This is a genomic window from Oleiphilus sp. HI0117 (assembly GCF_001635235.1).
Genome location: NZ_LWGA01001344.1, coordinates 1 through 1,237, shown reverse-complemented (window position 1 = coordinate 1,237; position 1,237 = coordinate 1). Strand labels below are relative to the sequence as shown.

General features: G+C 46.0%; 1 protein-coding gene. It reads right to left on the bottom strand.

Translation table 11 applies throughout. The features are described from left to right. Positions 1-1,237 (bottom strand): glutamine-hydrolyzing GMP synthase (guaA, locus tag A3757_RS23165; RefSeq protein WP_068740366.1); only part of this gene is annotated, 1,237 nt, incomplete at both ends.

Genomic DNA, 1,237 nt, shown 5'->3' with positions numbered 1-1,237 from the left:
CCCCTACAACACCCACCGACTTAACCGGCAAGAAGACAACAAATGCCTGTGATGTTTTGTGATACCAGTCTGCCTTATGAAGTTCTTCCAGGAAGATAGCGTCGGCTTCGCGCAAAACTTCTGCATATTCTTTCTTCACTTCCCCCAAAATACGAACACCTAGGCCAGGCCCTGGGAAGGGGTGGCGATACACCATGTCGTAAGGCAGACCTAGCTCTAAGCCCATCTTACGAACTTCGTCTTTGAATAGCTCGCGTAAAGGTTCAACTAAGTCCATCTTCATATCGTCTGGTAAGCCACCTACGTTGTGGTGAGACTTAATAACATGCGCCTTACCCGTTTTCGCTGCAGCAGATTCGATGACATCCGGGTAAATAGTACCCTGGGCCAAGAAGTCAACGTCTTGAATCTTGGTTGCTTCTTCATCGAAGACTTCAATAAAGGTATTACCAATGATTTTTCGCTTTTTCTCGGGATCAGAAACACCTTCTAACTTACCCAAGAATAAGTCTTCAGCATCAGCACGAATGACTTTGACGCCCATGTTTTCGGCGAACATCTCCATCACCATGTCGCCTTCGTTCTTACGTAACAAGCCGTTATCGACAAAAACACAGGTTAACTGATCACCAATGGCTTTATGCAATAGCGCCGCAACCACTGAAGAATCAACACCTCCAGATAGACCTAGCAAGACCTTCTTATCACCCACTTGGGCACGAACTCGTTCAATCTGATCTTCAATAATCTTTGCTGGCGTCCAAAGTGATTCACAACCACAAATATCTTTTACAAAGTGACTTAAAATACGCTCACCCTGCAGGGTATGCGTTACTTCAGGGTGGAACTGGATACCAAAGAAATTCTTCTCTGCACAGTACATACCAGCAATAGGGCAAGATTCAGTTGAGGCCATCAACTCAAAACCTTCAGGCATCGCAGTAACTTTATCACCGTGGCTCATCCATACATCTAATAAGCGGTTTGCACCTTCAATGTGATCTGCAATATCTTTGAACAAAGCACTATCACCTTCAGATTTAATCTGGGCATAACCAAACTCTCGTACATCAGAGCTTTCAACCTTGCCGCCTAATTGTTCGGCCATAGTCTGCATGCCATAACAGATCCCTAAAACCGGCACACCCAAGCTATAAACAACTTCTGGTGCACGTGGAGAACCAGGCTCAGGCACAGACTCAGGCCCCCCCGCTAAGACAATACCCGTCGGCTTGTA